Annotated in this window: 25 protein-coding genes; 18 read left to right on the plus strand and 7 right to left on the minus strand. The window is 40.8% G+C overall.

Annotation, left to right across the window (positions count from 1 at the left end; all coding sequences use genetic code 11):
* Nucleotides 1–56: 56 nt before the first annotated feature.
* Nucleotides 57–515 carry a MarR family transcriptional regulator gene (locus tag MHH86_RS09840; protein WP_038569696.1) on the minus strand — a complete coding sequence of 153 codons (459 nt, stop codon included), beginning with the start codon at nt 513–515 and terminating at the stop codon, nt 57–59.
* A gap of 168 nt (nt 516–683) precedes the next feature.
* Between MHH86_RS09840 and MHH86_RS09845 the strand changes: the two genes are divergently transcribed.
* The gene (locus MHH86_RS09845; RefSeq protein WP_076317062.1) at nt 684–1,559 is read left to right on the plus strand and encodes an SDR family NAD(P)-dependent oxidoreductase; all 876 of its coding nucleotides are present in this window, start codon (nt 684–686) and stop codon (nt 1,557–1,559) included.
* Between the two features lie 336 nt (nt 1,560–1,895).
* Here MHH86_RS09845 and MHH86_RS09850 read toward each other — a convergent pair whose 3' ends face one another.
* On the minus strand, nt 1,896–2,471 hold the full coding sequence (locus MHH86_RS09850; RefSeq protein ID WP_076098506.1) for a TetR/AcrR family transcriptional regulator: 576 nt from the start codon (nt 2,469–2,471) through the stop codon (nt 1,896–1,898).
* 192 nt (nt 2,472–2,663) lie between these two features.
* Between MHH86_RS09850 and MHH86_RS09855 the strand changes: the two genes are divergently transcribed.
* A complete protein-coding gene (locus MHH86_RS09855; protein WP_076098505.1) occupies nt 2,664–3,869 on the plus strand; it encodes an MFS transporter in 1,206 nt (401 codons plus the stop codon).
* 106 nt (nt 3,870–3,975) lie between these two features.
* On the opposite strand, the gene MHH86_RS09860 is transcribed toward MHH86_RS09855, so the two are convergent.
* On the minus strand, nt 3,976–4,341 hold the full coding sequence (locus MHH86_RS09860; RefSeq protein ID WP_051491055.1) for a VOC family protein: 366 nt from the start codon (nt 4,339–4,341) through the stop codon (nt 3,976–3,978).
* Between the two features lie 209 nt (nt 4,342–4,550).
* On the opposite strand from MHH86_RS09860, the gene MHH86_RS09865 reads away from it, so the two are divergent.
* From MHH86_RS09865 to MHH86_RS09920, 12 genes are all read left to right on the plus strand, one after another.
* Nucleotides 4,551–5,333: a helix-turn-helix transcriptional regulator gene (locus MHH86_RS09865; RefSeq protein WP_038569704.1), complete on the plus strand. Its 783-nt coding sequence runs from the start codon at nt 4,551–4,553 to the stop codon at nt 5,331–5,333.
* 209 nt (nt 5,334–5,542) lie between these two features.
* Nucleotides 5,543–7,324 (plus strand): sensor histidine kinase, encoded by a 1,782-nt coding sequence (locus tag MHH86_RS09870; protein WP_076107542.1) that lies wholly within the window; start codon nt 5,543–5,545, stop codon nt 7,322–7,324.
* A gap of 5 nt (nt 7,325–7,329) precedes the next feature.
* The gene (locus MHH86_RS09875) at nt 7,330–8,526 is read left to right on the plus strand and encodes a helix-turn-helix domain-containing protein (RefSeq protein ID WP_342479706.1); all 1,197 of its coding nucleotides are present in this window, start codon (nt 7,330–7,332) and stop codon (nt 8,524–8,526) included.
* A 29-nt stretch (nt 8,527–8,555) separates the two neighbouring features.
* Complete coding sequence (locus MHH86_RS09880) at nt 8,556–9,836, plus strand: ABC transporter substrate-binding protein (protein ID WP_052096917.1); 1,281 nt, start codon at nt 8,556–8,558, stop codon at nt 9,834–9,836.
* 135 nt (nt 9,837–9,971) lie between these two features.
* Nucleotides 9,972–11,456 (plus strand): glycoside hydrolase family 68 protein, encoded by a 1,485-nt coding sequence (locus tag MHH86_RS09885; protein WP_036679414.1) that lies wholly within the window; start codon nt 9,972–9,974, stop codon nt 11,454–11,456.
* 103 nt (nt 11,457–11,559) lie between these two features.
* A complete protein-coding gene (locus MHH86_RS09890; RefSeq protein WP_076317063.1) occupies nt 11,560–13,101 on the plus strand; it encodes a glycoside hydrolase family 32 protein in 1,542 nt (513 codons plus the stop codon).
* Between the two features lie 174 nt (nt 13,102–13,275).
* Complete coding sequence (locus MHH86_RS09895; RefSeq protein WP_076317061.1) at nt 13,276–13,854, plus strand: TetR/AcrR family transcriptional regulator; 579 nt, start codon at nt 13,276–13,278, stop codon at nt 13,852–13,854.
* A 92-nt stretch (nt 13,855–13,946) separates the two neighbouring features.
* Nucleotides 13,947–14,408, plus strand: a complete 462-nt coding sequence (locus MHH86_RS09900) for an FMN-binding protein (protein ID WP_076098500.1) — start codon at nt 13,947–13,949, stop codon at nt 14,406–14,408.
* Nucleotides 14,409–14,429: 21 nt separating this feature from the next.
* Entirely contained in the window at nt 14,430–14,888 is a 459-nt protein-coding gene (locus MHH86_RS09905; RefSeq protein ID WP_218640735.1) for a hypothetical protein, read from the plus strand.
* A gap of 205 nt (nt 14,889–15,093) precedes the next feature.
* Nucleotides 15,094–15,738 carry a hypothetical protein gene (locus MHH86_RS09910; protein WP_036679224.1) on the plus strand — a complete coding sequence of 215 codons (645 nt, stop codon included), beginning with the start codon at nt 15,094–15,096 and terminating at the stop codon, nt 15,736–15,738.
* Between the two features lie 507 nt (nt 15,739–16,245).
* Nucleotides 16,246–16,974 (plus strand): hypothetical protein, encoded by a 729-nt coding sequence (locus tag MHH86_RS09915; protein ID WP_076317060.1) that lies wholly within the window; start codon nt 16,246–16,248, stop codon nt 16,972–16,974.
* 177 nt (nt 16,975–17,151) lie between these two features.
* The gene (locus MHH86_RS09920) at nt 17,152–18,390 is read left to right on the plus strand and encodes an RICIN domain-containing protein (protein ID WP_076296046.1); all 1,239 of its coding nucleotides are present in this window, start codon (nt 17,152–17,154) and stop codon (nt 18,388–18,390) included.
* Nucleotides 18,391–18,407: 17 nt separating this feature from the next.
* On the opposite strand, the gene MHH86_RS09925 is transcribed toward MHH86_RS09920, so the two are convergent.
* Together MHH86_RS09925 and coaA are read right to left on the minus strand one after the other, a co-directional pair.
* The gene (locus MHH86_RS09925; protein ID WP_076317059.1) at nt 18,408–19,352 is read right to left on the minus strand and encodes a glycosyltransferase family 8 protein; all 945 of its coding nucleotides are present in this window, start codon (nt 19,350–19,352) and stop codon (nt 18,408–18,410) included.
* A gap of 166 nt (nt 19,353–19,518) precedes the next feature.
* The gene (coaA, locus tag MHH86_RS09930; RefSeq protein WP_036679230.1) at nt 19,519–20,454 is read right to left on the minus strand and encodes a type I pantothenate kinase; all 936 of its coding nucleotides are present in this window, start codon (nt 20,452–20,454) and stop codon (nt 19,519–19,521) included.
* Between the two features lie 180 nt (nt 20,455–20,634).
* Between coaA and MHH86_RS09935 the strand changes: the two genes are divergently transcribed.
* Both MHH86_RS09935 and MHH86_RS09940 read left to right on the plus strand, forming a co-directional pair.
* Entirely contained in the window at nt 20,635–21,726 is a 1,092-nt protein-coding gene (locus MHH86_RS09935; protein ID WP_076317058.1) for an alpha/beta hydrolase, read from the plus strand.
* A gap of 60 nt (nt 21,727–21,786) precedes the next feature.
* Entirely contained in the window at nt 21,787–22,437 is a 651-nt protein-coding gene (locus tag MHH86_RS09940; protein WP_038569717.1) for a suppressor of fused domain protein, read from the plus strand.
* 32 nt (nt 22,438–22,469) lie between these two features.
* Here the strand turns inward: MHH86_RS09940 and MHH86_RS09945 are convergent, their stop codons facing one another.
* On the minus strand, nt 22,470–22,850 hold the full coding sequence (locus tag MHH86_RS09945; protein ID WP_036679235.1) for a VOC family protein: 381 nt from the start codon (nt 22,848–22,850) through the stop codon (nt 22,470–22,472).
* Nucleotides 22,851–23,093: 243 nt separating this feature from the next.
* Between MHH86_RS09945 and MHH86_RS09950 the strand changes: the two genes are divergently transcribed.
* Complete coding sequence (locus MHH86_RS09950; RefSeq protein WP_036679236.1) at nt 23,094–24,131, plus strand: NADH:flavin oxidoreductase/NADH oxidase; 1,038 nt, start codon at nt 23,094–23,096, stop codon at nt 24,129–24,131.
* A 215-nt stretch (nt 24,132–24,346) separates the two neighbouring features.
* The gene (locus tag MHH86_RS09955) at nt 24,347–24,784 is read left to right on the plus strand and encodes a helix-turn-helix domain-containing protein (RefSeq protein ID WP_051491059.1); all 438 of its coding nucleotides are present in this window, start codon (nt 24,347–24,349) and stop codon (nt 24,782–24,784) included.
* 85 nt (nt 24,785–24,869) lie between these two features.
* Here MHH86_RS09955 and MHH86_RS09960 read toward each other — a convergent pair whose 3' ends face one another.
* Nucleotides 24,870–25,472 carry a GNAT family N-acetyltransferase gene (locus MHH86_RS09960; protein WP_235219423.1) on the minus strand — a complete coding sequence of 201 codons (603 nt, stop codon included), beginning with the start codon at nt 25,470–25,472 and terminating at the stop codon, nt 24,870–24,872.
* Nucleotides 25,473–25,564: the final 92 nt, after the last annotated feature.

Here is a 25,564-nt window from a genome sequence, read left to right on the forward strand (position 1 = left end):
TACGGTGGTGTGAGAGGTCGGGGGCTAGCCGCCCCCTCCTACTCGATTTCCATTTATTAATTATCATTAAATCCATTAAACTCCTGAAGCATTTCGATAAATGTCTCAAGCTGTTGATTATCCCATTGGGCTATGCGCTCATAAAATATGAACTCCTTATCCTGTAACGCGTCAAAGGTTTTTTGCCGCCCAAGATCAGTGAGAGTAAGAAGTATAGCTCGACGATCGTTAGGGGAGTCTTCCCTTTTGATATAACCCAAATTCTCGAGTTGCTTGATGAGACGGCTGACTGAACTACGATCCATAGCCGTAGATTCTGCTAATACAGAGGCACTTGTTGGACCATAGGAGTACAGCCAACGAACTATATGGAAAGCAGCAGGTTGTACAGATGAATCGAAAGCGGCAGCAGTTCTGACATTTAGGGCATGCGAAGCGCTAATAAGGGCACTAATTTGTCCACCTAGCTTCAGTTCTAATTGTCCTCTCGACGTGTCTTTACGTTCAGTATTCATTGTTTTAACCACCTAACCTTGTATTTTAAAGTCATCAAACATCTATGTAGTTGACATATATCAATCATCGTCATATAGTTGATATATATCAATTATATGTTTTGGACAATACGCTGTCAAAATGAAATTGGCCCTTATGAATTCCTTATATAAAGGAGAATGTTGAAGATGACAAAGCCGATTATTGTAATTACTGGAGCTACAAGCGGTTTGGGACAACTCGTTGCACTTGAAATGGCTAAGCGAGGTGCCCATCTTGTTCTGACTGCAAGGAGTAATACGCGTTCGGAAGCAACTGAAAAAATGATAAAGGAGAGCGTACCAGCAGCCGAAATTAGTTTTTTTTACGGAGATCTATCCTCAATGAAGGATGTCACTAGGTTAGGACAAGAAATATCTAGTGTTTTTCCGAAGATAGATGTGTTAATAAATAATGCAGGGCTTCATGGGTTTGAACAGCGGATAACTGCAGATGGATTCTCAGAAATGATGGCTGTGAACTATTTTGCACCTTGGTTATTGACGCATACTTTAGAACGTTCTTTGAGAGCAGCAGGAAATGCAAAAATTATAAATGTTGCTTCGGAAGCTTCACGCCGGCATGGAGTGCTAAAGTTGCCAGAAGATTTGCTCAATACAGCTTCTTTTACTTCCAGAGGATCATCTGAGATTTATGGGAAAACCAAACTGTTAAATATTATGTTTACCAGTGAGCTTGCACGTCGATGGGCGGAAACGGGAATTAGCGTTCATGCATTGAATCCGGGTTTTAACGTTACAGGTCTCGGGCGTGAACTTTGGTTTTCTTCGATGCTTAAGCACTTATTGAATTTCTTTCGTATTGGCGATCCTCGTAAAGGAGCTGAGATCATTATTCGTTTAATGACCGATCCTAAGTATCAAGAGAGCACCGGGGGATATTTTAACGTTGGGACAGGCAATCCCATTGTACCCGTACAACCGGGAGGAGATAAGGTAATGGAAAATAAATTATGGAACGATACGGGAGACATTTTGCAGCAGAAAGGTTTCGTTGGAAATTGATTTAATTAGTGAAACTGAGCTCCTGTCCGTTCGAATCACCCACTTATGATCCTGCGGACTGTATAGCTCTTGTTTTCTATATTCGGTGCAATTAGTCGGGTGATCGGACCGTAGCGCACTTATTTCCTCTCCAGTAGCAGTATTTTGTTTTGAAAAGACTAGATAAGTGCGTAGGAGTCCGATAGCTTGGGAAAACGCCCCATAATGAGAAAATAAGAGCACCTTGGTCCTTTGTATCTCAACCTTCCGCCAGGCCGACCTTTTATAGTACTACGAGCAGAAATAGACCGCATCTCTGGTGAGAGAGGGCGGTCTATTTTTCCATTACCGTTCCCGTTAGTTACGTATTCCTTGAAAAGCGTACCTCACCAACTGCTGCACATAAGCATCGTCTATGGGTTGGCCGGTCACCAGCAAGCGGTAGAATATCGGCCCGTAAATAAGATCGGTAACTACTTCAATATCGAGATTATCCTTCAATTCCCCGCGCTGAACACCCCGTTCCATAAGCAGCCGTGCCTCAAGCCGACGAGGCTGGAAATATCGGGTCCGATAAGCTTCCGCCAAGCCTGAATCCATCTGTCCTTCGCCAATGATCTCCGTAATGATTTTACCCTCTCGACTAATCAGGAACCGGGATAAGTTCGTTGCATGCATGAGAATATCATCAAATACTGAACCTGTGTCAGGTACGGGCAGTCTGTCCGCAGCGGAGGATAGGAATCCATCCATCACCACGGCAGCCTTGTTAGGCCACCATTTATATATCGTAGCTTTGCTGACCTTGGCACGATCCGCTATTTTTTCCACCGTAACTGCTCCAAAACCATTTTCCAATAACAAATCATAGGATGCGGTAAGAATAGACTTCTCCGTCTCAACATTACGCGGACGCCCTCGTTTACTCTCCATCTGAAATCACCCTTTCATTAATCTGTTTCCAATCAAAATATAAACTATACGTTCAGTATACTAAAAAAACCTAAAAAAATAAATGACTATCACCTATTTACAAAACGATACGTTCAGTATATTATTTAAACATGAATTAGTGAACTGAACGTACAGTATTTAAATTATTAAGATAATCTGAGGAGGATTCACATGCAAAAAGAACAAGCGGTGAAAGAGAACCACATTTCAAGTTGGATGATGTTTATGTTAGCAGCCGCATGCGGGCTTATCGTAGCCAATCTTTATTATGCTCAAACCCTTGTTGGACCTATCAGTGTCTCGACAGGACTTTCTTCTACAGCCGCAGGCTTGATCGTCACTTTAACTCAAATCGGTTATGTTGTAGGTTTGTTATTTATCGTGCCGCTGAGTGACATTGTTGAGAATCGGCGCCTCACGATAATCACGTTAATGGTTGCAGTGGGTGCATTGCTGGTTGCAGCTTTCGCAGCTAATGCGCCTTTGTTCCTGACAGCATCTTTGTTTATAGGAACCGGTTCAGTGGTAGCCCAAATCCTGGTACCTTATGCCACCTATTTAGCGTCTGAAGAGCAGCGTGGGCGTGTGGTTGGTAATGTTATGAGTGGACTCTTACTAGGTATTATGTTTGCCCGGCCCGTGGCAAGCTTTATCACCAGCATCTGGGGATGGCAAGCCGTTTTTATTTTTTCAGCGGTCGTCATCACGTTGTTAGCCATTCTTCTGTCGCGATTTCTTCCTGAACGTAAACCTGCACCTTCGGTAAGCTATGGTAAATTAATTGTCTCTTTAGGCACCCTTTTAAAACAAACGCCTATATTGCGCCGACGTGCCTTATATCAAGCCTGTTTATTTGGAGCTTTTAGTCTCTTTTGGACGGTGGTTCCGTTGCGGTTGGCGGATGATTTTGGAATGTCGCAGCAAGGTATCGCATGGTTTGCTTTAGTAGGTGTTGGTGGGGCTGTAGCCGCGCCGATTGCTGGAAGACTGGCAGATAAAGGTTGGAGCAAATGGTTAACCGGGCTGGCCATGATCATTGCCACCTTGTCTTTTTTACTAATTCATCTTTTCCATAGCCACTCAACTTTTGCTCTCATTCTGCTCTTTATTTCCGCGATTACATTGGATATGGCCGTATCCGGAAATCTTGTACTCGGACAGCGTGTGATTTATTCATTGGGTAGTGAAGCGAGGGGGCGTCTTAATGGGATCTTTATGGCGATTTTCTTCGTGGGCGGAGCCGTTGGATCATCTTTGGGTGGTTGGGCTTATGCCTATGGGGGATGGACCTTCGCCTCACTCATCGGAGTGATCCTGCCGCTATTGGCTTTGGTTTACTTTTTCACTGAAAAAAGATCAACTAAAGCTGTTGAATAAAGCCTTGCTTTAAGAGTGGGGGTTAGGTTTTAAACGGCAGAATAGACCGCTACCTTTGGTTAGGGCGGTCTATTTCTTTTTGAGGTAATAACGCGCTTGATAAACGTTAGTTATGCTCCGCTAACTGCACCTCAAACCCGTCCGGGTCCAGGATATAAAAGAACCGCAGGTGGGGATTGGGGGCGATTGGTCCGCGCGCTACTGGGATACCTTGGCTTTTTAAACTCTCCATCGCTTCATCAAGTGACTCCACTTCGAAACCCACAGAAACGCCACATTCCGGTTTCAAAGCCGGGTCACTTCCCTGAATAAGCTCGATCTTGGGTTGCCCCTCCAGACCTAACATGACGATCTGTTTTCCACTGCTTTCAAATCTACGCTCAATGGGTAGCCCCAGTATCCGGTTATAAAAATGAAGGGAAGCCTCCAGATCGCGGACCCGAAGCGTAATCCAATTCATACTCAATTTCATGGTTTTATAGTCTCCTCTGATGAATATTCTATATCGTATATTATACGCTATCATCTTGCCCGGAAATAGGGAGAATGGGGAATCAAGAACGTTTAATGAGGATAAAAGCCCGCAAAATCAGCTGTGCAACCAGTGGTTGACAGTATGTAAGGGTAGATAGGTAGTCAATTACAGAACGTTATAATATGATGAGCATGAGGTGATGGCGAATGGACTTTGCAAATAAATTGCAAAGCTATAGGAAACAGAGAGGAATGTCCCAGGAGAACTTGGCGGAGGTGATTGGTGTTTCGCGGCAAGCCGTGTCTAAGTGGGAATCAGGTCAATCCTATCCCGAAATGGATAAGATGATTAGTTTAAGTGAATTATTTCACGTAAGTTTGGATCATCTGGTGAAGGATGCTTCAAGCGATACCAAAGCAGAGCATGTCGCAAGCCCCGTATATGTAGATCTGAATTCCTTGTTTCATTATGAGTACAAAAGTAAGAGAACATGCTTTGGAATTCCTCTGGTTCATATCCATATCGGACGGGGGCTATACGTTGCCAAAGGGGTTATTGCCATAGGTAATATTGCGATTGGTGCTGTATCTATTGGTATTGTTGCTTTGGGCGGATTATGTTTAGGTGCGCTTGCTTTAGGACTCATCAGTTTTGCAGGTCTGGCTCTAGGGCTTTTGTTAGCCGTTGGGGGCATTGCGGCGGGTACAATGGCCGTTGGTGGAATAGCATTGGGGATATTTGCTGTTGGAGGTTTAGCTGTAGGTATGTTCTCCTTGGGTGGTCTCTCTATCGCTTCCCATATTGCAATGGGTGGATATGCAAGCGGGCATATAGCTATAGGGGATACCGTAAAAGGTGCTTATACCTTTATTACTCAAGATAATAATTTCAACGACATCAAGGGGGAGGAGGTAAGAAAGTTAATTCAGCAAGAATATCCACATCTTTGGAAGCCCATTGTGCAGGGAATTATTTCAATCTTCAAATAGCTGATTAATTTGCGGAAATTTCTTAACGGTTGTTTCATATGGATATAATTTGGGTAATAAACGATTGGCGTTTGTCATATATGGATCCGGCAAAAATACTTGTTGCTCAGCAACAAGTATTTTGATTTTGTGTTGGATATTTGTGAAAATATAAAACCTGATATTAGATTTTTTGCTGAAAACCGAAATTTTTACAGAGGAGTATTTATTTGAAAAGCATTCATAAGCGCTTATTATTCTTGCTGCTTGTGTTTATAATTCTACCGTATTTTTTATCCGTGTTGTTGATCTATCGGCAGACGAAAGAGAATGTGGAACGACATGAACTTGAGAACAGCCAAGAGCAAATTCAGCAGGCGTCAGCCGATCTAGAGCAATATTTTGATGAAATCATTAATCTTCCATATATTTTATACCGAAATCCAGACTTATTCAGGGTGTTTGAAGAAGGGTTAGAAGAAGATTTTTATTTTAAGCAGCTTGAAATTAATAAGGGTATGACTAACTTCTATCTCATGAGGAGTGAAATTCGTCAGATCCGTTTATTCATAAACGAAGGGAAAAGCTCATTTACAGTTTATAATGCCATGTTAAGTTCCCGTAAAAGGAATCCGGATTTATTACAGCAAGCTTCCATTCAGAAGCTGATGAGCTCTAATAGCAATTATCTTATTGAAGCTCCGCATCTGATTGAGAACTATAACGATACCTCCATTATGCCTCCTTCGGATAAAACGATGGTCTTGACGGTTCATCACAAAATTGTGGATGTCCTAACGCAGGAATTTCTGGGCGTCATCACTATAGATATTGATTTGGACAAGATTGCTCATATCGCTAATCATTTTCTACAGAAAAATAAAGAGAGCGTGTGGCTTTCCGATGCGGAGGATCATGTCATTTACGCCAGTGATGAAACATGGATAGGCAAAACCGTTCCTGATGAACTGCAAAGGAAAATAAGTCCGGCACAGGCAGATACTAAATCTCCAGAAGGAGATATTGTGTTTACTAGAACATTGCAGGAACCGATAAAAGAGTGGCATTTTGCTAAGGTAACCCCGAGCTCTTTTTTATTTGAAGATGTAAGGAAAACCGCCTATACAAACATCATTGTAGGTGTGGTTGTAGGTGGACTGGGCTTGATAATGATAACAATCATTTCATATGGATTTACACGGCCGATAAAATTGCTTAGTCAAAAAGTCCAGCGCATCGAGGGGAGGAATATGAATGCCCCATTCGACGATATGCGGGAGGACGAAATCGGTATTCTAGAAAGACATATCAAGGAGATGATGAATCGGATCAACCGTCACATTGACCGGGAGTATAAGCTTGAGATAGAGAACAGGAAAAATCAGCATAGGGCGCTAAAGTCGCAGATCAATCCGCACTTTTTATTTAATTCTTTACAATCCATTGCAGCTGTTGCCCTACTCTCTGAATCTCCAAAAGTATATCAACTGATTACCTCTTTATCCAAAATGATGCGGTACTCGATTCGTGTGGATCAGAAGGCGACGGTTCAAAGCGAAGTGGATTATGTACAGGCTTATTTGAATCTTCAAGCGGAACGTTTTCAGACTGATTTTAGCTATTCCATTGATATACCTAAAGATATTTTTGATATTCCGGTTCCCAGTATGATCCTGCAGCCGCTCGTTGAGAACTTTTTTAAGCACTGTTATGACGAGGGCTATGAACAAGCTTACATCCATATTTATGGTGAAATACAAGGTGAATATTTGAATCTAGTCGTAGAAAATAACGGAAACAGCGTGACGGATGATGAACTTGAGGCATTAAAAAATAATCTCTACACACCGGTTAACGAAGGCAATCCTTCTTTTGCACATATCGGGTTAAAAAACATTCATGATCGCTTGGTTCTTCATTTCGATCACACAGCGGGAATCAAACTAGATTCGATGCAGGGACAAGGGTTCACTGTACGGCTAGTAATTCCACTCTACCTAAAGGAGAAGTAACGTTTATGAAAGCTCTTATTGTAGATGATGAGTCTAATGTTAGAAAAATCATCCGTTTTTTGGGACGGTGGGAACAATACGGGATTACCGAAGTGCTGGAAGCCAGAAATGGTCTCGAGGCTAAGGCGTTGATTGAGCAGAAATCTCCAGAGATCATAATGACAGATGTCAAAATGCCCAAAAATAGCGGGATGGAGTTAATCGAGTGGTTGGCTGCTAAAGACTATCCGGGAAAAGTGATTATGATTTCTGGGTTTGACGATTATTGTTTCATGCGTAAAGCGTTTAAGCTGGGATGCTTTGATTATTTGATGAAGCCAATTGAAGAGAAAATGCTGAATGAAACTTTAGAAGGGGCGTTGAGAGCCTGGGAACAAGAAGAGGGAGACCGTCGCAATATGGAGTCCGGATTTTATGAAGAGGTAAAAATGTTTCGCTTAAACAGGGAGATTACTGCTGCTTGTAACGGTGAAGCTTTTGATGAAGGCGAAATTGCCTCGGCTCTCCCACAGGCAGACATATACGACTTTACTATGATGTATTTTTACCAATCTCACTATTCGGAGCCATACGTTCAGCTTTTGACCGAAGAACTGGCTACACGGGAGTGGGGAAATGCATTTACGCTTCAAAATGATCCTAATGTCTGTGTGATTCTGTCCCTTCATGGACAGTTTTTCCCGATAGAGGAATGGATTACCCAGCATTTTGATATACCTGTTCGTTTGGTTAGCGGCCCTTCCCTCCAATCGCTCGCAGAGATATCGTTATCTTTTCAATCTGCACAAAGGTCTATGGCTGAACAAAATTTTAGAGCAATCCATCGTTTGGCGGATTTAGATGATGTTAGGCGTATGAATGATATTGTCGCATTTGTTGATGAGCATTATATGGAAGAGTTAAGTTTGGACGAATTATCCACCCGTTTTTTTCTGAGCCGAGAACATATCTCGCGGAGATTTAAGCAAGAAGTAGGGATGACTCTTACTAACTACGTCATTCATTTACGAATAAATCAAGCGAAACAGTGGTTACTGGAATCGGATGAAAAGATGTACTCGATTGCCTTAAAGCTAGGGTATCAAGATGAGATTTATTTCTCTAAGCTGTTCAAAAAAAACGTCGGTATGACGCCTGCTGAATATCGTAATTCACAGGGAGCAAGAGAAATAGACGCGGAAGTCAGGATAGCCAATACATAAATTCATTGTTGAATGCATCTGGGGGAATTATGAAAATAAAAAGGGTTCAAATGATTATCGTGGGGTTGATTACGCTAACGCTTTCTTCATGTGGTGCGCATACACGTCCACTGAAGGAAGCGGATTTGAAGGTACCGGATAAGACAGTCACTTTGGAGGTACTGAATCCTAAAGTGGAAATTTCTATAGAATTCGAGCAGATGGTTAAGGAATATGAAAAGGAAAACCCGAATATTAACGTGGAAATTCTAACCTTTGGCGGAGGAGCTAACTACCTTGATGAGCTAAAGGCGAGGTTTGCGGCCAATGTTGGTCCGGATATTTTTCCAAATGGCGGTTATGAAGAAGCGAGGGCATGGAGTAGATATCTTGAAGATTTATCGGATCAACCCTGGGTGGAACAGGCTTATGACGAGGCGCTAGAACCGATGAAGATGGACGGGAAAATATACGGGATGCCGATCAATTTTGAAGGCTACGGTTTTATTTATAATAAGGATTTATTCGCAAAGGCTGGGGTTGATCCTCTCCCAACAACGTTTACGGAATTAAAAGAGGCGGCGAAAAAGCTGAAGGCTATAGGTGTGACTCCTTTTTCTGTTGGTTATTCAGATCATTGGTTTTTTGTACTCCTGTTGAATATTGCTATTGCCCAACAGGAGGAGCCGGATGCTTTTATTCAAGGGTTAAACAACGGAACACAATCTTTTCGAGAGAATAAGGAAGTTAAAGATGTCATTCGGATGCTGGATTTGACCGTACAATATGGTAACGAAAATTTTTTGACAACAGATTATAATTCGGAAGTTGAGTTATTTGCAACAGGGAGAACGGCGATTCTTAAACAAGGGAATTGGGTTCAGTCTAAAATTGATCAAATATCGCCGAATATGAATATCGGTTTTTTACCCATGCCTATTAATGATGGTGCCGAAAACAATGCGTTGCCAGTAGGGATATCTAATAATTGGGCTGTTAATAAAGAATCTTCGCCAGAAAAGAAAAAGGAAGCCAAAAAGTTTTTGAACTGGATGGTTTCCTCGGAAACAGGGAAAAAGTTCATGAAGGATCGCTTTCATTTTATTTCAGCTTTTAAAAATATAGAGACGGACCGTTCGGGAGCGCTAGTAAAAGATCTTATGCGATACGTCGATGAACAGAAAACTTTATCTTGGAATTGGTTCAAATTCCCTTCCAGAGCAAGAGAGGAGTTTGGCTATCTTATGCAAGCATATGTAGGAGAGCAAATCAATCGGGATCAATTGCTTCAGGAGCTTCAAAAATCGTGGGATACCTATGTGAAGCAATAAAACCAAATCAATATAGCCCTGTAAATGCATCAATTCACGACATACTCATAACGTCTACTCTTCATTAGAATTTAAAAGGGGAACAGCACAAAGGAAGATCGAAACCCAAATTTAAAGTATAAGAGGAGTTAGATGATGAATTTCAAGAAAATGATTAAACAAACAACAATCCTAACCTTTACAGCTGCTTTAATGTTAGGTGGAGCTACTCAAACCTTTGCGAAAGGAAATAACAAGCCGAACAAGCCGGAGTACAATGACTACGGTTTCTCTCATATCACTCGCGCTGACATGTTGAAATTACCCAAACAACAAAATAGTAATCAATTCCAAGTCCCAAAATTTGATGCTTCAACGATTAAGAACATTCCTGCAGCCGTTAAGTTCGATGAGAATGGAAACAAAATTGAAATGGATGTTTGGGATACTTGGCCGCTGCAAAATGCAGATGGAACTGTAGCAAGTTATAAGGGGTATCAAATTGTTTTTGGTCTGGCGGGCGACCCTAATAATGGATCAGACACATTTATTTATTTGTTCTATAAGAAAGAAGGAGACAACTCTATCAGCAGCTGGAAGAATGCCGGCCGGGTGTTTAAGGATAGTGACAAACTTGTACCTGATGATTATGTTTTAAACAATCAAGCCGAAGAATGGTCCGGTTCAGCAACCATGACATCTGATGGCAAAGTTCGCTTGTTCTACACCAATCGTCATCCTTGGGATCCAGATCGCGGATTTTACGGGAAACAAACTTTAACTACAGCTCAAATTAATGTCTCTGCCCCGGATGGGGATACCCTTAAGATTGATGGCGTAGAAGATATGAAATCCATCTATGACGGTAATCAAGGTGAAATTTATCAAAGTCTTGATATCACCGGTTTCAGCAAAGGCGATTACGACGATAATCATACCTTAAGAGATCCTCACTATGTGGAGGATAAAGGCCACAAGTATCTTGTGTTTGAAGCAAATACAGGGACAACTACGGGTTACCAGGGTGAAGAATCTCTCTTTAACAAAGCTTATTATGGTAATAGCAATGCCTTCTTCCAAGCGGAGAAAAAGAAATTACTAAGCAGTGCTGACAAAACATCTGCGGAAACCGCGAATGGTGCGCTCGGTATCATTGAATTAAATAATGATTATACATTCAAAAAAGAAATGAAGCCGCTACTTGCCTCCAATACCGTGACAGATGAAATTGAACGTGCGAACATATTTAAATTGAATGGCAAGTGGTATCTGTTCACAAGCTCAAGAGGTTCTAAAATGTTCATTGATGGCATTGATGATGAAGACATCTACATGCTCGGGTACGTATCTAATTCTTTAAACGGACCGTATAAACCATTAAATGGTACAGGACTTGTCCTCCATCAAGATCTTAATCCTTATGATATTACCTGGACTTATGCTCACTTTGCGATTCCGCAAGTGAAAGGGAATAATGTAGTCATCACAAGTTACATGACGAATAGAGGTTACTTTGGGGATCATCATTCCACTTTTGCCCCAAGCTTTGTGCTGAATATTAAAGGCTCCAAGACTTCAGTTGTACCGAACAGCATTTTGGAACAAGGGCAATTGACACTTAAAGGTAACAAACCGTATTAATTATTTACAAAGTAAATGCCAATGTAGTTGGCGTTTACTTTTCTTTTTATAAGCTAAGATTAGCAATGTGAAAAAAGCGAGGTATATTTTGAATAAGAAAAAAATGATAGGAATCACTATATTAATCCTTTGTTTAATTTGTATTGTGACAATAGTATTAGTAACTTATGACGCTGGAGAGAAGAATAAGCCGGGGATCGACGTTCCTGATCATAAACCTACCACTCGGGCTAGCTATCATTTCACTGTATCTGAGCATTGGAAAAACGATCCGCAGAAACCCATTTATTTTGATGGTAAATATCATTACTATTATCTCTATAATGCTGATTACCCGGATGGAAATGGTACAGAATGGAGACATGCCACATCAACGGATTTGGTGAGCTGGACAGATGAAGGCGTTGCGATTCCAAAATATACAACACCCAATGGTGATCCCTGGTCAGGATCTGTTGTTGTTGACGATAGCAATACAGCAGGTTTTGGCGAAGGGGCAATTGTGGCGATTTTAACACAGCCCTCTGCAGAGGCGGGGAAGCAAGAACAATATTTATGGTTCAGTACGGATCGTGGGCTGACGTTTAAATCTTATAGTGATGATCCTATTTTGCCAAATCCGGGCACAGAAGATTTCAGAGATCCGAAGATAATATGGGATCAACATTCTCATAAATGGGTGATGACACTAGCCGAAGGTACGAAAGTAGGCTTTTACGAGTCTGACAATTTAAAGGATTGGCACTACACAAGCGGCTTCGAAACAGAAAATATCGGAATTGTGGAGTGTCCTGACTTCTATATGATGCGGGCGAATGATGGCACTTATAAATGGGTTCTTGGGGTCAGTGCAAATGGTAAGTCGATAGGTAAACCCAACACGTATGCCTACTGGACTGGAGATTTTAATGGGAATGAATTTATCACGGATTATCATGAACCACAGTGGCTAGATTATGGATTTGATTGGTATGGTGCTGTAACGTTTGAAGAGGGAAAGGATAAGGATCAATACAATCATCGATATGCTTTGGCCTGGATGAATAATTGGGATTACCCTCATGTTACCCCCAATCTTAACGAAGGTTTTAACGGAATGGATTCAATCGTGCGTCAAATAAAATTAACACGAGATGAAGAGCAGTCGTATCAGTTAGTATCACAGCCCATCGAAGCATTAGATCAAATGGTAACTTCAACGGATTCCTTGCAAAAAATAAAAGTGAACGGCTCGTCAACACTTGATATCACAGGTGAAAATTACCAGCTCGATGCAGATCTATCTTGGTCAGAGATTACCAATGTAGGCTTAAGACTTCGTGAATCAGCAGATAAGACGCGCCATGTGGATGTAGGAGTGTTTGTTGAAGGACAATATTCTTATGTTAACAGAGCCTTTACTGGACAACCTGATAAGAGTGACAGATATCTTGAAAGCAAGGCCCCCTTTGATGTGAACAAGAAAAAAGTGCATCTGAAGATCCTTGTGGATAGAACAAGTATTGAAGTTTTTATAGATGATGGTGAAATTGTATTTTCTAATGAAATTTTCCCGGAAATAAATGATCAAGGCATTACCTTGTTTTCTGAAGGTGGCACCGCGATTTTTAATAATGTTGTAATTAAGCATTTTGGCAAAGATTAGAATGATTAGTCAGAATTTTTCTAATTCTTGCGCAATAAGAGGGCACTCCAACCTAATTTGGGTGATGCTATAGATGTTAATGCTTTTGGTGATCTATTTTTGCATTGACATACCAAGCTGTTAACACTATGATATGAATGAAAAAATAATTATTCATTCACGGAGAGACGAAAAGTGGAAGACAAAAAAACAAAGATATACGAATGCGCGAAAGAGCTATTTAGCAATAAAGGCTTTAAAGATACTAATGTTTCTGGCATTACCAAAATGGCTGGAATAGCTGTAGGAAGTTTTTACAACTATTATCCCTCTAAGGAAAAGCTTTTTATGGATATTTTTTTAGAGGAAAATGAAAAGCTCAAAAAAAGCTGTACGCAATCGCTCGATATGAGCCAAAGCCCACTGGCAGTAATACGGCAGATGATGGCGCTTAATTTGGAAGGTATGATAGCCAACCCCATTCTTAAGGAATGGTATAACAAAAGTGTTTTCGCAAAAATCGAACAGTTGTACCGGGAAGAAACCAACATTCAGGTAAACGACTTCTTGTATGATAGCTTCCATGAAATCATTAAGCAGTGGCAAGCCGATGGTAAAATGCGCAGCGATATGGATAGTAAAATGATTATGATGATTTTCGCCGCTATGATTAATGTGGAAACCCACAAGGAAGAAATCGGGCTGGAGCACTTTCCACAACTTCTGGACAATATGCTGGAACTAATCATGAAGGGTTTGACAGACTGCCCCTAATACACTTATGGTGCAGTTTTTTTTTTCTTGTAAAATGAATGAATAATTAAATATTCATTCGAAATTTAAATCCAAAGGAAGGAGGCAAGCAGGTGAGTAAGAGAAGAGGAAAAAAGCGAAAATTCAATAAATGGATTATTGTTCTCAGCATTCTATGCGTGATTACAGTCATAGGTTGGATAGGTGGTATTCTCTTGACTGCTCCGGGAAGGCATGAGGTTCAGCAGCTTACTATCAACGTCATAGATATACAGAATCTGCGGGAGGGTACCTATGTGGGGGAATACATTGGCATCAAAGATCATTCCAGAGATACCAAGGTGAGGGCAATAATATCTGCTGAACGGCTGACAGATATCAAAATACTCAAAGGTGCCTTGGACAAAACAGGGAACCCTGCTGAACTGAAGGATGGTCTAGGCATTGGTGATTTGTTTAGTCATGTGATTGAATCGCAGTCTCTTCAGGTGGACGTTATCAGCGGGGCAACGCTTACCTCTAAAACACATCTTAAGGCACTCGAAAATGCCCTACAGCAGGCGGAGACGAAATAATTCATTTTAAGGAGAATTTATATGAACATTGCAGTCATTTCGTATTCATTCACAGGTAATAATGAAGCATTAGCAAGGAGTGTGGCGGATGCGTTGTCGGCTGAACATATCCGAATCTCGGAAGCCAAACCCCGAACACTCGGTAGGATTACCTTCGATATGATTTTTGACAGGATACCGTTGGTTCAACCGAAGCCTGAGCAAATAGGAAAATATGATATTATCCTATTTTTTGGACCGGTTTGGATGGGGAAAGTGGCCACACCGCTCCGTGCCTATTTAAAGGATTTGAAGAAAAATCCGCAAAAGTATGGTTACCTTTCAATCAGTGGCGGAGCTGACGGTCCAAATCCGAAGGTGCCAGGGGAGCTCAGAAAAAGAACTGGAGCAGATCCTGTTGTATTCATCGAGCAGCATATCGCAGATCTGATATCGGCAGATCACAGCCTGCACGTAAAGATACCTCAGCTTATAAGTTAAATGAGGGGGATATTAATCAATTAACTGGTAAAATAGTGAAGAAAGTAAGGGATATGATCTAGCTATTGAGCTCCAGCGAGACGAACAGAGAAACGGCAAAGCTGCCGTTTTTTTGTTTTCTCTGCAATCTGGTAGAAATTGTTCTATTATAAAGTGTTCGTTCAATTCGCTAGATGGTATGATAGGTATGGGAGGGAATTATAAAATGAACAATGAGACGACTAATGAAAATGAAATAACAAATGAGAATGAGGAAGTAAATGATAATACAGAAATGTCTGAAGAGGATATGGCACAGCTGCTAAAGGCTGTTCACCATAACGGCCTTGTAGCATTGAGAGTACACTTTAAAGATGTTGAAGGACAAGTATTGAACATGGAAGCCTACGGCCCTGTGTTTGTTTTTCACGTGAAAACTGAATTAGATCAGGTGTATTCCTGCGGATTTTTTCTGCGCGAGTTAATTGCAAGATTCCAGTCGGGTAAGGATCCGGCAGCATGGATGGCCTCATTCTTCGTTGAGCTGATGAAGATTGAGGGAGGCAAAACACTTCCAAAACCACCAGCAAGTGAAGAAGAAGCAAAAGGGATCATTGACAATGTGTTAGTTCCGCTTTGTATTGAGGAAATTACCCAAGAATTTGCTCCTGAAAAAGTGCATGTCGGGCTAGCTTGGAACGAGAAATTGGGACCAGTCTTCGAGGCTGGATTTCCAGCGATCACCGATGGGAATAACGTATGTGCATTCCCGCTTCATCTGTTGCTGACCCATTTGCAATTGAACCGGGATCCATCTGAGCTGCTTGTTCAGGGTATGTATAACATCCGCAGAGAACATGGATTGGAGTAAAACAGGCTCTGAGCCCTGACCATCCATAACCCAAAGAAACGGCAGAAATGCCGTTTCTTTTTCTTTTGACATTCAAAGAGTAGATCCTTGCTTGATGAATTCATTCATATCTACTTTGAGCTGATAGCTTTAAGCTGATAACCTGCTGCTTGAAGGTTTCGTTCACATCATCTTCGGATTGTATAGCGCTTATCTTTGCTTTTTAGCTCCATTTACCGAACTCGCGGACCGTATAGCCCTTATTGTCTGTTTATTGCCTATAAAAGTAGGAGGATTAGCTAAATAGTTGCATCTCAGTCCGTTAACAGAAGAATTCTCTTGAAAATGAACCAATAACGTCTCCTTGGTCCGATAGGACTTGGTGTAGCTGGATTATATAAAGAAACTGTAAATACTTTTCAGATATTTTAGGATAAAATTTCATTTACTGAATACGTTTGCGGACGAAGCTATATGCACAGCACCACTATACTTTTTTAGAAAAATAAACGAAGGCGTGGTAACAAGATGAAATATCTAGTTTCAATACTACTAATTGCTGCAGTGATAGCATCTGGTTGTTCCAATACCACTCCAATCCCTCATCCAACTTCTAATCAGGAAACTTCTCCTAATCCTAATCCAAATACAAATTTGAATTCTGATACTGATTCTTCAGATAACCGCAGAGAAGATACTGTGTTCCTCAACAAAAATATAGGTTGGAAAGCGGTCTATCATTTTCAAGGAATGTCACGTGAAGATATGGAGCTTTATGCAACTAGTGATGGGGGAGAGACTTGGAAGGAGATGGGGGATAGCTTACAAGCACGAAGTACTCTTCCTAGCGGGGTGAAATCGGGACTTACTTTTGTTAATGAAAAAGAAGGCTGGATTACAACGAATGCTCCATGGGAGGGAAAGGTTGGTTTATATAAAACAATGGACGGTGGAGTTACCTGGAGTGAACAGACAGTCACAGTGCCGGGTGAGTTAGTAAACTCGCAAATCTATGCTTATCCTCCCCTCTTTCTTACGAAGGATCAAGGAATCTTAATTACTCGGCCCGCTGAAAATGAACATACATTGTTATATATAACGATAGACGGGGGACAACATTGGAAATCATTCCTTGACGATCAAAAGGACCAGTATGTTGGTATCGCATGGACGCTCTCAGAGAGTATGGCGACGGTAAAATACGCAGAGAAAACCTGGACATTAAGCATGCAGAACTATGGAAAATGGTCCCTTTAATCGAAATGTTGGCATATTGCGTTTAGAAAAGACGTACACATCAAATGAAGCGAGGCGTTAACCTGACTCTGGCTGTTATAGCTGTTTATGGGATAACGTTTTGTTTTATCCATTATTCGAAACCGGTTTCAAATGTGCGAGCGCGCCGCGCAATGAAATCAGTAGGAGGAAAAGACGATGTTACGAAAAGGAAAAATGTTAAGTCTATTTCTGCTGTTCACCCTATTAATTGCTTGGGTACCTACAGGGAGTTCAAGCGCGGCATCAAGCTGGAATCTGGCATGGAGTGATGAATTTGATGGGAATTCTCTGAACACTAATAATTGGTCGGCGGAAATAGGTACGGGTAGCGGAGGTTGGGGAAACAATGAGCTTCAGTATTATACCAGTCGTCCGCAGAACCTGCAGGTAACGGGTGGGAATTTAGTGATTACTGCACAAAAGGAGTCGTATGGGGGGATGAATTATACCTCTGCACGGATCAAAACACAGGGACTCAAAAGCTTCACCTACGGAAAAATCGAAGCTAGAATCAAATTACCTTCAGGACAGGGACTCTGGCCAGCATTTTGGATGCTTGGGGCGAATATTGATTCAGTGGGTTGGCCGAAATCTGGGGAAACGGACATTATGGAGCGTGTGAACAATAATGCTTTTGTTAACGGGACGGTACATTGGGATGCCAATGGGCATGCCGAGTACGGTCAGGTATCTAGTAACCTCGATTTCTCACAGTACCATGTGTACAGCGTGGAATGGGATGCGAATTATATAAGATGGTTTGTAGACGGCAACCCGTTTAATGCTTTTTATATTGAGAACGGAACCGGAAATACGGAGGAGTTCCAGAAACCTTTCTTCATCCTGCTAAACCTTGCCGTGGGTGGAAATTGGCCGGGAAGTCCAAATGCTTCAACTGCTTTCCCAGCTCAAATGCTGGTTGATTACGTACGTGTGTATCAGGCTGCGCCTACCTCAAGCATTGTTAGTGGTGGAATTTACACTTTAGCTGACAAGGCTAGTGGTAAGGTTCTGGACGTAGTGGATGTATCCACAGCAAGCGGGGCGAAAATGCAGCAATGGACCAATTACACTGCCAATAATCAGAAATTTAAAGTGGAGAGTACAGGCGACGGTTATTACAAGCTTACGGCAGTGCATAGTGGAAAAGTGTTGGATGTGCCGAACTCATCGACCGCGAGCGGTGTACAGCTGCAGCAGTGGGATGACAATGGTACCAACGCTCAGCGATGGAGCATTATTGATGTTGGAGGGGGCTATTATAAGCTTATTTCAAAAGTGAGCGGATTAGCCATGGATGTATCCGGAGCATCAACAGCCGATGGCGCAGCTGTCCAGCAGTGGACGGATAACGGGAGTGATGCTCAGAAATGGTTTTTTACGAAAGTGAACTAAAGAAATGCCGCCCCATATCAAATGGGGCTTTTTCTAATCGGTCTAATTTGTTTTAAATCGGATAAAAGAATAGGGGTTAAGTTCAACTGAACAATTTTTATTTTCTGCTTGTTTCTTTTTCGGGTGAGGTGTGGTTTTAAAGGGCTGCTTTTCCGTTTTCTTCGTCTGATTTTGGCTCTGGTGATTCTCCAAGGGGTTAGCTTTAGGAATTGCTGATATAGGGATGAACCCGCGGAATCTTTATTCCAGCATTTATCATCTCCGGCAAAATGGATGATTTTGTTAGTGAAATCATGGTCCGGAATGTTTGTGTTGAACGAATTAAAACGGATATCTAGGGGGAGGTAATTCCCACCAAAAACCGCATTCAGAACATCCTGATCTGGCATGGTGACATCAGGAAAGGTACGTAGGAAGGTTAGCATTTCTTCGTACCAGTTGGTATTCTGGCGGATATTATGCAAAGAAAATAAAATCACTCCGGAATTAAAATAAAGCTCAGGATTTAATCCCTTAGCGCTCACAATATGAGCAACCTCTCTAATCCCCTGGTCCCAAATTGCGGCCAAATACTTGTCATTCAATTCAACCTGCCATAATTCAGTAATGTCCATATTCACTAATACATCGCAGTCCAGATAGATGATTTTGTCCACGGGTATTAGTGCAGGAAGAAGCAATCGATACATGCATGCCTGCGTCCATACATTAATGGAGTTAACATTGGCTAGCACCTGAGTTAGATCATCAGGCATAGTGATTGAATAAAAGCTAAGGGTATGATTATGTTTTGTAGTTAATGCGCTAAGCCTGCGCTTATTAGTTTCACTTAAAGAAACATCATGTAAAATATGAATATGAATTGGGGAACTCGTATGATGAAAAATTGACGCTAGAACGACTCCGGCATGTTCAGCATATTTCCCATCCTTATCTTGAAAAGCCAAGGCGATATCGATCATTTGATTTATCCTCTCTTCACGTTTGTGTACGAATGTACCACAGTATACGTTCGCCTTGATCAGAGGACAGAGACATTAAACCCAGAATATTCACCCAATTTGATGTGAGCACCAAAAAAACCAAGTGCTGAATCTCAGCAACTTGGTCGGCTAAGGACTTCAATCTTTATTTTCGCAGCTTAATTCGATCTACGTGATGATTGTTGTCCTTATGCATTATAAGATCCGCACGATTTCGGGTGGGCAGAATATTTTGCTGCAAATTAACGTAGTTTATTTCTTTCCAGATCCGCTTTGAGATTTCAATAGATTCCTCTAGAGACAGCTGTGCATATTTTTTGAAATAAGATTGTTCATCTTGGAAGGCAGTATCTCTGAGCTTAATAAACCGATCAATGTACCATGTCTCGATATCGTTTACATCAGCATCCACATAAATAGAAAAATCAAAAAAATCAGATACAAAATAGTTAGGCATATTATGATTATTTGTAATCGCAGTCTGAAGAACATTTAAGCCCTCAACAATTAGAATATCCGGATTCTCAATCGTAATATATTCATCTGGCACAATATCATAAGTTAAGTGAGAGTATACAGGGCTTTGGACCCGCGGCACCCCAGACTTCACATCCGTTAAAAAAGAAATTAAACTACGCGTGTCGTAGCTTTCAGGAAAGCCCTTTTTCGTCATTATACCGCGCTTTTCCAGCTCTGCGTTGGGATGTAGAAACCCATCAGTCGTAACTAAATCCACCTTTGGATGGGAAGGTAATTGTGAGAGAAGTTTTTGTAGGAGTCTGGCCGTAGTGCTTTTGCCAACAGCGACACTTCCCGCGATGCCTATGATAAATGGACCTTTTTTTACATCATTGTTCAGAAAGTGATTTATAGATTCATTAAATTTATGAGCAGATAGAAGTTGCAGATTTAGCAGATTGGACAGAGGAAGATAGACCTCGTTAACATCCTCGCTGGAGATTTTTTCATTAATACTTTGGACTTCCATAAGTTCTTCTTCTGATAATTGGATAGCGGTGAAATCGCTTAGTTTTTTCCAATCCTCACGTAAATAAAGTGTATATGCTGAATTATTCACCATTAAATTTTCCACATCCCTGAAGTTTTTAGAGATTTCTTATGCACTTAGGTATTATAACCGTTCATACAGCTTCATTCCATTCATTGTAATCGACATTATTATGGACATTAAGGAGATTGCATTTCAGTAAATGGGAAAATCAATTAAAATATAGAATATTAGGAAGAATGGGGTGGAGCAATGGGAGTTTTTCGAAAAGTTGAATTATTGAAGGATTACACACGCACGGAAACGTTCCAAGAAGAGTCAGAGGGAAGGAAAATAGTTATAAGTATTTATTATCCGGATACAGAGGGTGTATTAAATAAAAACGCATCTGCAATGAAGTATATGGAGCTTTTCGGGCCCTGTGAACAACAGGCGAGAGAGCTTCTACAAGATATTGGCATGAATATGGAAATCATAAATACATTATCAACCTCAATCAGCGATCGAACCTTTCAAAGCAAATCCAAACGCTCCTATCCAGTCATCATCTATTCACCTGCATTAGGTTTAGATAGAGATATGTATATTTATAATATAGAAGCGTTGGCCAAGCAAGGTTTCATAGTGGTAACGGTCAGTGCTGCGTACGAAGCTATGTTTACTGTTTGCCCTAGTGGAGAATTTATTAATCAATCCGAAGCCATGAGGCAAATAAAAGCTGCGGATTATACCGATTTACATTACTTAATCTCCATTCGAAAAAAAGATATTCAATACGTTCTGGATCACCTGTCCACGCTTAATTCTATGGATAAAGATGTGAAGGGCTTATTTGATATGAATAAGATTGGTATTATCGGCCATTCCATCGGTGGTGCTACTGCATTAGATTTAACTATGGAAGACGATAGAATTAAAGCTGCTATTTTATTAGATGCAAGCATGCACTTATATATTGAGAATGAAGAGAAGAACAATACTGTGCCGCTTCTTGTATTAAGGCAAAAGGCCTCGACCTTAGAATCCTTAAGTAATATATTACAGGAGAAACTGGCAAATGATTTCATCAAAGGACAAGAGGCGCTTTTTCAGAATTGGAACGGATATAAATCTTTTCTAAAAATACGAAATGCTACACATATGTCATTTAGCGATCTGCCTCTTTATGAGGAAGGAGAGACTTTAAAACAAAGAACCTGTGAAATTCATACTTGCTTAAATGAGCTTATAAGTAAGTTCCTTTTGGAACATCTTTTAGATCAGGGGCAAGGTTATTCGGCATTAATTAGTAGTGTTCATAAAGATTTTTGTGAGATCCATGGTAGTGGAGAAGAAATTCTGTAAATTAGCAATAAACTCTCCTTTGTTTATACCGATAAACATATATAAGGGAGGGAATTATGAATGCATTCTGCTCAGTCTAATGAGAAAATATGTAATCATATTGAAAAATACATAGGTGTTATTGATAATGTTTTTAAAGAAATTATTTCAGGTGTTCTGTCGATAGATATTCTAATTCTTGATCCGACGCCTGAGCGGAACTTCTATACTTTAATTACTTCTGGAATGAGCGAATTACCGATGACGGTGCCAGAAGGTGCAGAAGAATATCAATATGCTGAAATAATGATTTGTCTCCCTCCTACCTGGAAGCTGTCGGATGAGGCGTTTAAGGATGAACGGAATTATTGGCCGATTCGGGCCCTGAAAACAATGGCTAGGTTTCCGCATGAATATAATACATGGCTTTATATGGGGCATACGCTTGTGAACGGTAATCCCGCCCAGCCTTATAGTGAGGATACAGGATTTCAAGGGATGTTCGTTTGGGTTCCAGATGTAAAAGATAAAGCCGGTTTCTTTAATTTAGAAATGACCCGTGAGAAAGTGGTGCACTTTTATACGTTAATTCCGCTCTATGGGGAGGAGTTAGATTATAAAATCAAGCATAGCGAGGAAGAGTTACTACACAAGTTAAATAAGATTGGGGTTACGGATGTTTTAGATCCTTCCCGTAAAAATAGTTGTAAGAAGTTATGGGGACTCTTTTAAATACAAGAAAAAACGGCTGAGAGCCGTTTTTTTTATTTTTTGATTCCAAAAGCAATCCAGCGACCATCTACATCTTCGATCACAAATTCTTTGTTATTATAATCGGTGTTTGATAAAGAACGAACAATATGAACACCGGCGGCTTCGAACTCCTTCTCCAACTCTTCTTGCTGCTTCGTAATAAAATAGGCATCGTATCCATAACCGTACAACTCTCGATTGGGAATGACCTTTTGTCTATGGGATTGCGTAAGGATAATCTCTGTATCGTCGCGATACAAACAAAGATGTGGTTCTTGTGTATCTAAATAGGGCACAGCTTTAAAACCTAAGTACTGGCTGTAGAAGGCAGCAGTTTGCTCAATATTCAAGGTAGGGAAAATACTATGCGATTGTAAGAGCTTTTTGTCCACGAGTGAGGTCATCCTTTCAAAGAAAAATAGATATCCATATATTACCTCAAGGTAGAAGTTTCAACAATACATGGAGTTTCCATTAAGCAGAAGATTATTCACGGTTGACACCATCGCTGTTCTATAATAAAATACATGCATGAGCATGCATTTATAAAAATATATAAGATGAACTTAGAAACTCATGTTCACTGGTAGCATTGATCATACTATACTTAGTTTTTTATAAAGAGGAGAGATATCATGAAGGACTTGTTCACCCCGTATGAATTGAAGGATTTGAAGCTGAAGAACCGCGTGGTTATGCCTCCGATGTGTCAATATTCAGTGTCTAACAAAGACGGAATTGCTACGGATTGGCATTATAATCATTACGTAAGTCGCGCCGTTGGCGGAACCGGATTAATTATTATTGAAATGACGGACGTGGAGCCTGATGGACGGATTACTGATTTTGATCTTGGCATTTGGTCTGATGAGCAAATTCCTGCACTGGCCAGAATCGTTGAAGCTTGTCATTCTTATGGCGCTAAAGTAGGTATTCAAATTGCACACGCCGGACGTAAAGCAGAAGATGCAGCAGTTCCTGTATCCTCATCTAACGTTCCTTTTGACGCTGACTCCAAAACACCACGTGCATTAACAACTGAAGAAGTGAAAGCTATGGTTGAGAAATTCCGGTTGGGCGTGAAGCGGGCGATACAAGCGGGATTTGATGTTATCGAGCTTCATGGAGCGCATGGTTACCTTATTCATCAGTTCCATTCCCCTCTAACCAATCAAAGAACAGATGAATACGGCAAGGATTTAACACTATTTGGTACAGAAGTCATTCGCGCAGCAAAAAGTGAAATGCCGGAAGGAATGCCATTGATTATGCGTATCTCCGCCCAAGAATATGTTGAGGGCGGGTACGGTATCAAAGAAAGCTTGGAATTTAGTAAAGCTTACAAAGAAGCAGGCGCAGATATTTTCCATATCAGTGCAGGTGGTGAAGGTCCTATCGCAGCTGCCGGGAAACCAGGGACGCATGCAGCTTATCAGGTTCCTTTGGCCAGAGAAATCAAGTATGGCTTGAATGTTCCGGTTATTGCGGTTGGCAGATTGGATGAGCCTGTACTTGCTAATGCCGTGATTGGGAATGAGGAAGCTGATCTTGTTGCCGTGGGCCGGGGCATGCTGAGAAATCCATACTGGACGCTGGAAGCTGGGGTTGAACTTCAGAAAGATGCCGGCATTCCTAGACAGTATACTTTCGGGTTTCCAAGAATTAATGGGTAAAGACTAATATAAATGGTATGAAGTCTGAAGTCCAAACAAAATAATTGTAAAGTGTGGAGGGGCCGGCTTCTTGGAGAAACGGTCTCTCCTCTTTTTTAAAATAAAATAAAGTATAAGTATCGAACCTATACTTTATGTATGGTTGTGGATTGTAGTACTATTATATAGAAGGAAAAAATCATGAAAAGCCATACACCCGGGAGATGAATAATAAAATGGACGACATTCTTAACAATGACCTTATAACGAGTTGGTTGACGTTAACGCATATACAAATGAATGTGACGAATGAATTGGAAGCTAATCTACAAGCCAAACATGGCTTATCCTTAAAAGAATTTTATTTGCTGTTATTTTTATCGGAAGCGCCGGAGAAGAAACTGAAATTGCAGAAACTCGAAGCTATGGTGGGTTTAAGCCAGAGTGCAGTTTCCCGACTGGTTAGTCGGTTTGAGGCCAAAGGCTGTGGCGCTTTAGAAAGAAAAGCGTGTGATGCTGATCGCAGAAGTATCTATACTGCCTTGACTGCCATTGGCGAAGACAAGCTCCTTCGTGCACAAGATACCTTTCAAGAGACCCTGCTTGCAGCTTTTCCAGAAAAAGATGTGAAAGAGCTTTTGGATCAAATGCTTCGCATGAAGCAACAGTCATGAATTCACAATAAAACCTCTGTTTTGGTAAATGGACCGAATCTCCATTTCCCATACAGAGGTTTTTTAGTGTAAGGCGCTATTTACATCATACCTGTTCATCCCACTGTTGCTGGGAAAGCCGGTAATAATTATAGTCTTCATGTTCAATTGTAATCTCGTCAAGAAGCTCGAAACCACATTTTTGAATGACTCTATTAGACGGGATATTGTGTTTCAGAGCAATGGCGTTTAATACATCGGTAGAGCTATTATCAAACAAATACTTAATTAATCCCTTGGCAGCTTGAGTAGTGTAGCCTTTACCGCGATGATCCTTGGATATGGCATACATAATCTCTCTGTTAGGAACGGGCAATTCCTCCTTAATTCCTGTACAACACCAACCAATAAACTCACCGGACACTTTTAAAATAATGCCTAAACGAAGACGAAGCTCTCCGATATCTCCGCCCACTGAGATCACTTGAAGAAATTGCTGGTTCTCTTTTATTTCATAGTTTATTAACCAGTCCAACCGTTGTTCTTTAGGAACATTCCACTCTGGCAAGAATTCAATAATTTCAGGCTGTAGAGTAAGCGCATGAAACTCCTCTAAATCCTCCACACTATATTCCCGCAGAAAAATATCTTTACAATCAATCGTAAATAAATCACTAGAATTGGCCTTTTCATTCACAGCTTCGCTCAACTTTCACCACTCCTTTATTAACTAACAGATATTTTACCATGGAATAAATGATTGATTTGGTAATATTTGATTATAAAAATTGTTTTCTTTTA

It is taken from the genome of Paenibacillus sp. FSL F4-0097 (assembly GCF_038593125.1).
Classification (GTDB): domain Bacteria; phylum Bacillota; class Bacilli; order Paenibacillales; family Paenibacillaceae; genus Paenibacillus_AQ; species Paenibacillus_AQ odorifer.

Coding starts and splice junctions, on each gene's coding strand:
- MHH86_RS09840 (WP_038569696.1), bottom strand. CDS start 515: ATGAATACTGAACGTAAAGACACGTCGAGAGGACAATTAGAACTGAAG.
- MHH86_RS09845 (WP_076317062.1), top strand. CDS start 684: ATGACAAAGCCGATTATTGTAATTACTGGAGCTACAAGCGGTTTGGGA.
- MHH86_RS09850 (WP_076098506.1), bottom strand. CDS start 2,471: ATGGAGAGTAAACGAGGGCGTCCGCGTAATGTTGAGACGGAGAAGTCT.
- MHH86_RS09855 (WP_076098505.1), top strand. CDS start 2,664: ATGCAAAAAGAACAAGCGGTGAAAGAGAACCACATTTCAAGTTGGATG.
- MHH86_RS09860 (WP_051491055.1), bottom strand. CDS start 4,341: ATGAAATTGAGTATGAATTGGATTACGCTTCGGGTCCGCGATCTGGAG.
- MHH86_RS09865 (WP_038569704.1), top strand. CDS start 4,551: ATGGACTTTGCAAATAAATTGCAAAGCTATAGGAAACAGAGAGGAATG.
- MHH86_RS09875 (WP_342479706.1), top strand. CDS start 7,330: ATGAAAGCTCTTATTGTAGATGATGAGTCTAATGTTAGAAAAATCATC.
- MHH86_RS09880 (WP_052096917.1), top strand. CDS start 8,556: ATGAAAATAAAAAGGGTTCAAATGATTATCGTGGGGTTGATTACGCTA.
- MHH86_RS09885 (WP_036679414.1), top strand. CDS start 9,972: ATGAATTTCAAGAAAATGATTAAACAAACAACAATCCTAACCTTTACA.
- MHH86_RS09890 (WP_076317063.1), top strand. CDS start 11,560: ATGATAGGAATCACTATATTAATCCTTTGTTTAATTTGTATTGTGACA.
- MHH86_RS09905 (WP_218640735.1), top strand. CDS start 14,430: ATGAACATTGCAGTCATTTCGTATTCATTCACAGGTAATAATGAAGCA.
- MHH86_RS09910 (WP_036679224.1), top strand. CDS start 15,094: ATGAACAATGAGACGACTAATGAAAATGAAATAACAAATGAGAATGAG.
- MHH86_RS09915 (WP_076317060.1), top strand. CDS start 16,246: ATGAAATATCTAGTTTCAATACTACTAATTGCTGCAGTGATAGCATCT.
- MHH86_RS09920 (WP_076296046.1), top strand. CDS start 17,152: ATGTTACGAAAAGGAAAAATGTTAAGTCTATTTCTGCTGTTCACCCTA.
- MHH86_RS09925 (WP_076317059.1), bottom strand. CDS start 19,352: ATGATCGATATCGCCTTGGCTTTTCAAGATAAGGATGGGAAATATGCT.
- coaA (WP_036679230.1), bottom strand. CDS start 20,454: ATGGTGAATAATTCAGCATATACACTTTATTTACGTGAGGATTGGAAA.
- MHH86_RS09935 (WP_076317058.1), top strand. CDS start 20,635: ATGGGAGTTTTTCGAAAAGTTGAATTATTGAAGGATTACACACGCACG.
- MHH86_RS09940 (WP_038569717.1), top strand. CDS start 21,787: ATGCATTCTGCTCAGTCTAATGAGAAAATATGTAATCATATTGAAAAA.
- MHH86_RS09950 (WP_036679236.1), top strand. CDS start 23,094: ATGAAGGACTTGTTCACCCCGTATGAATTGAAGGATTTGAAGCTGAAG.
- MHH86_RS09955 (WP_051491059.1), top strand. CDS start 24,347: ATGGACGACATTCTTAACAATGACCTTATAACGAGTTGGTTGACGTTA.